Genomic DNA, 5,015 nt, shown 5'->3' with positions numbered 1-5,015 from the left:
GCCGGGGTGCCGGGCGCGCACCCGGACGACTGGTGGGGGTTGCGCGGGCTCTCCGACGACCGGCCGTTGGTCGACGACGGCGATCCGGTCCGGGTGACCCCGTCGGGGATGGAGAGCGCCCTGCGGTGCAGCCTGCGCTGGCTGCTGGAACGGCACGGGGGCAGCGCCGCGGCCAGCGCCGCCCAGGGGGTGGGCAACCTGGTGCACGCCGCCGCGATGCTCGCCGAGAACGCCAGCGTCGACCGGTCGGCCCTGCTGGAGTACGTCACCGCCCGGTTCGACGCGATCGAGCTGGCCGCCCGGTGGATGGCCGGGCCGGAGCAGGCCCGCGCCGAGGCCATGGTGGACAAGCTGCTGCGCTGGCTGGCTGGGAACCCGCGCCGGCTGCTCGCCATCGAGCACGAGTTCGCGGTCCGCCTGGACGACCCGCACCGGCCGGTGGAGCTGACCGGCCGGGTGGACCGGCTGGAGGTCGACGCCGACGGGCGGCTGGTCGTGGTCGACCTGAAGACCGGCCGTACCACCACCGTGTCGGCCAGCGACGTCGCCGGGCACCCGCAGCTCGGGGCGTACCAGGCGGCGGTCGAGGCGGGGGCGTTCGCCGAGTTCGGCGAGACCTCCGGCGGGGCGGCGCTGGTGCAGCTCGGCACCGGCGGCAAGGACGCCCGGGAGCAGAGCCAGCCGCCGGCCGGGGACGGCCCGGCGGCCGGCTGGGCGACCGCGCTGGTCCGGCGTACCGCCGATACGATGGCCGCGGCCACCTTCGCCGCGGTCGCCAACTCGAAGTGCCGGGTCTGCCCGGTGCGGACCAGTTGCCCGGTGTCGGGCCAGGGTCGCCAGGTGGTCGAGCCGCCGGCCCCGCGCCGCCCGGACGGGGCACCGTGACCACCGGTAGTCAGCCGTGACCACCGGGGCCACCATGACGACCAGCGGGGCCGTACCGCTTTGTGGGTGGTCGCCGGCCGGCCCGGCGCCGACCCACCGGGCCCGACCTGAGGAGTGAGCGTGCGAGCCGCGCAGCCGCGACCGGAGCGAGCGTCGTGACGCAGCCCGCCCTGTTCCGCGCCGCGCCCCCGGTGCCCCGGGCGGCCGACGCCGGGCCCCGGTACACCCCGGTCGAGCTGGCGAAGCTGCTGCGGCTGCCCGCCCCGACCCGGGAACAGGCGGCGATCATCGCCGCGCCGGTGGAGCCGCTGCTGGTGGTGGCGGGCGCCGGGTCGGGCAAGACCGAGACGATGGCCGCCCGGGTGGTCTGGCTGGTGGCGAACTCGTACGTCCGGCCGGAGCACGTCCTCGGGCTCACCTTCACCCGCAAGGCCGCCGGTGAGCTGGCGCACCGGGTGCGTACCCGGCTGGACCAGTTGGTCCGCCGGTTGGGCCGGCAGGCGCGCGACCCGGCGGACGACCCGCTGGCCGGTGAGCCGACGGTCGCCACGTACCACTCGTACGCGGCGCGGATCGTCACCGAGCACGGGCTGCGCGCCGGGTACGAGCCGGCGACCCGGCTGCTCACCGAGGCGTCCCGCTGGCAGTTGGTGGACCTGCTGGTGCGCAACTACGACGGGGACATGTCCGGGGTGGACCGGATGCCGAGCACCATCACCGACGCGGTGCTGGCGCTCGCCGGGGAGCTGGACGAGCACCTGGTCGACCCGGACACCCTGGCCGCCTGGACCGGCCGGTTCTTCGCCGAGGTGCAGTCCCGGCCGGGACGGATCTACGCGGACGTGCGCAAGGCGCTCGCGCTCCAGCAGACCCGGCTGAAGCTGCTCCCGCTGGTGCGCGCGTACGCCCGGCGCAAGGAGGACTTCGAGGCGATGGACTTCGCCGACCAGTTGGCCCGTGCGGCGCGGGTCGCCCGGGACCACCCGGGGGTCGGCGAGATCGAGCGGGACCGGTTCCGGGTGGTGCTGCTCGACGAGTACCAGGACACCAGCCACGCGCAGGTGGTGCTGCTCAACGCGCTCTTCGGCGGCGGGCACCCGGTCACCGCCGTCGGTGACCCGTGCCAGTCGATCTACGGCTGGCGCGGGGCGAGCGCCGGCACGCTGGACCGCTTCCCCGCCGCCTTCGCCCGCGTCGACGGGGCCCCGGCCCGGGTGCTCGGCCTCACCACCAGTTGGCGTAACCGGCCGGAGATCCTGGCGGTGGCGAACGCCCTGGCCACGCCGCTGCGGGCGGCCGGTGCCCGGGTACCGGAGCTGCGGGCCGCGCTGAGCGTCGCCGAGCCGATCCCGCACCGTACCCCGCGCGGGGCGGCCGGCGGGACGCTGCACTGCGCGCTGCTCGGCACGTACGCCGAGGAGGCCGACTGGATTGCCGACAGCGTGCTGGCCGCCTGGCAGGGGGCCGCGCGGATGCCCGGGGCGCTGCCGGAGCAGATTCCGGTGACCCGTCGCCCGACCACCGCCGTGCTGGTCCGGGTGCGCAGCCAGATCCCGGCCGTCGAGTCGGCGCTGCGGGCGCGGGGGCTGCCGGTCGAGGTGGTCGGGCTGGGCGGGCTGCTGGACACGCCCGAGGTCCGGGACGTGGTGTGCACGCTGCGGGTGCTGGCCGACCCGACCGACGGGGCGGCCCTGCTGCGGCTGCTCACCGGCGCCCGCTGGCGGATCGGGCCCCGGGACCTGGTGGCCCTGCACCGGCGGGCCCGGTCGCTCGCCACCGCCCGCCGGGAGCTGTCCGGCCCGGCCGACGCCGCCGGGCGGCCGGAGCCCGAGATCACCGTCGACGTCCTCGACGAGGCGACGCTGGTGGAGGCGCTGGCCGACCTCGGGCCGGCGCAGGCGTACTCGGCGGAGGGGTACGCCCGGCTGCGCGCGTACGCCCAGGAGTTGGCCCTGCTGCGGTACCGGCTGGACCAGACCCTGCCGGAGCTGATCGCGGACATCGAGCGGACCACTGGCCTGGACGTCGAGGTGGCGGTACGGGCCGGCCGGGACGGCGCGGGCGACGCCGGGCTGGCCCGGGGGCACCTGGACGCGCTCGCCGACGTGGCGGCCCGGTTCAGCGGCGAGACGCCGGGCGCGACCCTCGCCGGGTTCCTGGCCTTCCTCGCCGCCGCCGAGGACTCCGAGCGCGGGCTCACCCCCGGCGAGGTCGAGGTGGTGGAGGGGGCGGTGCAGATCCTCACCGCGCACGCCGCCAAGGGCCTGGAGTGGGACGTGGTGGCGGTGGCCGGGCTGACCCGGGGCGGCTGGCCGGGGTCGGCCCGCAACTCCGATCACTGGCTGGGCGGTCTCGGGGTGCTGCCGTTCCCGCTGCGCGGGGACGCTGACGGGCTTCCGGAGCTGGACCTGACCGAGGTCGCGGACCAGCGCGGGGTGGCCCGCGCGGTGGCGGACTTCACCGACGCCTGGCGGGCGCACGACGAGCGGGAGGAACGCCGGCTGGCGTACGTGGCGGTGACCCGGCCCCGGCGGCTGCTGCTCTGCTCCGGGTACTGGTGGGGGGAGGGGACGAAGCGTCCCCGGGGCGCGTCGGTCTTCCTCCGCGAGGTGCACGACGCCTGCCTGGCCGGCGGCCCCGGGTACGTGGTCGACGAGTGGGCGCCGGAGCCGGCGGGGGACGCGGTGAACCCGACCACCGAGGTGGTGCTCCGCGCCGAGTGGCCGGCCGACCCGCTCGGTGCCCGCCGTCCCGCGCTCGCCGAGGCCGCCGCCCTGGTCCGCCGGTTCCTCGCCGCCGACACCCCGCCCGAGCACGCCCCGCCTGAGCAGACTTCGCCTGGGCACGCCCCGCCTGAGCACGCTCAGCCCGAGGGCGGTCCGGTCGGGGACGAGGACGGGGAGGTGGCGCGGTGGCGGCGGGAGGCGGACCTCCTGCTGGCCGAGCGGGCCGAGTTGCTGCGCCGGGCGGACGCGGTGGAGGTGCTGCTGCCCGCGCAGCTCTCGGTGACGCAGCTCGTCGCCCTGCGCCGGGACCCGGCGGAGCTGGCCCGTACGCTGCGCCGGCCGATGCCCACCTCGCCCAGCCCGTACGCCCGGCGGGGGACCGCCTTCCACACCTGGCTGGAGCAGCGGTTCGGGGTGAACCGGCTGCTCGACCTGGACGAGCTGCCCGGGGCCGCCGACGCCGACGCCGCGCCCGACGAGGCCCTGGTCGAGTTGCAGGAGCGCTTCCTGGCCAGCGAGTGGGCCGACCGGGTACCGGTGGAGGTGGAGGTGCCCTTCGCCACGGTGATCGCCCAGGTGGTGGTCCGGGGGCGGATGGACGCGGTCTTCGCCCGCCCCGGTGGGCGGTACGACGTGGTCGACTGGAAGACCGGGCGGCAGCCGGCCGGCGACGAGGCACGGGCCGCTGCCGTCCAGCTCGCGGTCTACCGGTTGGCCTGGGCGGAGCTGGCCGGGGTGCCGGTCGAGCAGGTGGGCGCCGCCTTCCACTACGTCCGGGACGGCGTGACCGTCCGCCCGGCGGACCTGCTCGACGCCGACGGGTTGACCGACCTGATCGCCGGCCTGCCGGAGGCACCGGGCACCGGCCCGCCGGCAGCGCCGAGCACTGGTCGGACGGAAACATCGGCGAACAGGCGCGCCGCCGGCTGATGTCGTGGTAGATTGGCTGCGTTGCAGTTTTGGTTTCCAGAGACTCTGTGTGCGCCTGGCGGATTGTGGCCCCAGGCGCACTTTGTTGTGTCCGGAGTTCTCCGGGCGGGGCGACCAGCAGCGACATCGCGACCCGTGCGACCGTGCGCGGGCGCTCCCCTCGACCCGCAACAGGTGCGGGCGAGACGTTCCGTCAAGGAGACGAAACAGATGGCAATTGGCACCGTCAAGTGGTTCAACGCTGACAAGGGCTTCGGCTTCATCACCCCGGACGGCGGCGGCGCCGACGTCTTCGCCCACTTCTCGGCGATCCAGACCTCCGGCTACCGGTCGCTGGACGAGAACCAGCGGGTCGAGTTCGAGGTGACCCAGGGCCAGAAGGGCCCGCAGGCGGAGAACATCCGCCCGCTCTGAGCCGCGGCGACCACCGCGACTTCCACCGCGTCCACCCGGACGCGGTGCTGCGGCCGCCCC

The 5,015-nt window shown here is 76.2% G+C and carries 3 protein-coding genes; all 3 read left to right on the top strand.

Translation table 11 applies throughout. The features are described from left to right. Positions 1-885 (top strand): RecB family exonuclease (locus AWW66_RS31245; protein WP_157528261.1); only part of this gene is annotated, 885 nt, incomplete at its 5' end. 155 nt (positions 886-1,040) lie between these two features. After that, positions 1,041-4,541 carry an ATP-dependent helicase gene (locus AWW66_RS31240; RefSeq protein ID WP_083979250.1) on the top strand — a complete coding sequence of 1,167 codons (3,501 nt, stop codon included), beginning with the start codon at positions 1,041-1,043 and terminating at the stop codon, positions 4,539-4,541. Positions 4,542-4,751: 210 nt separating this feature from the next. Then, a complete protein-coding gene (locus AWW66_RS31235) occupies positions 4,752-4,955 on the top strand; it encodes a cold-shock protein (RefSeq protein WP_067374184.1) in 204 nt (67 codons plus the stop codon). Positions 4,956-5,015: the final 60 nt, after the last annotated feature.

Source organism: Micromonospora rosaria (genome assembly GCF_001567585.1).
Classification (GTDB): Bacteria; Actinomycetota; Actinomycetes; order Mycobacteriales; family Micromonosporaceae; genus Micromonospora; species Micromonospora rosaria.
The sequence above is the reverse complement of the archived record's forward strand: the minus strand, read 5'-3'. Positions and strand labels throughout refer to the sequence as shown.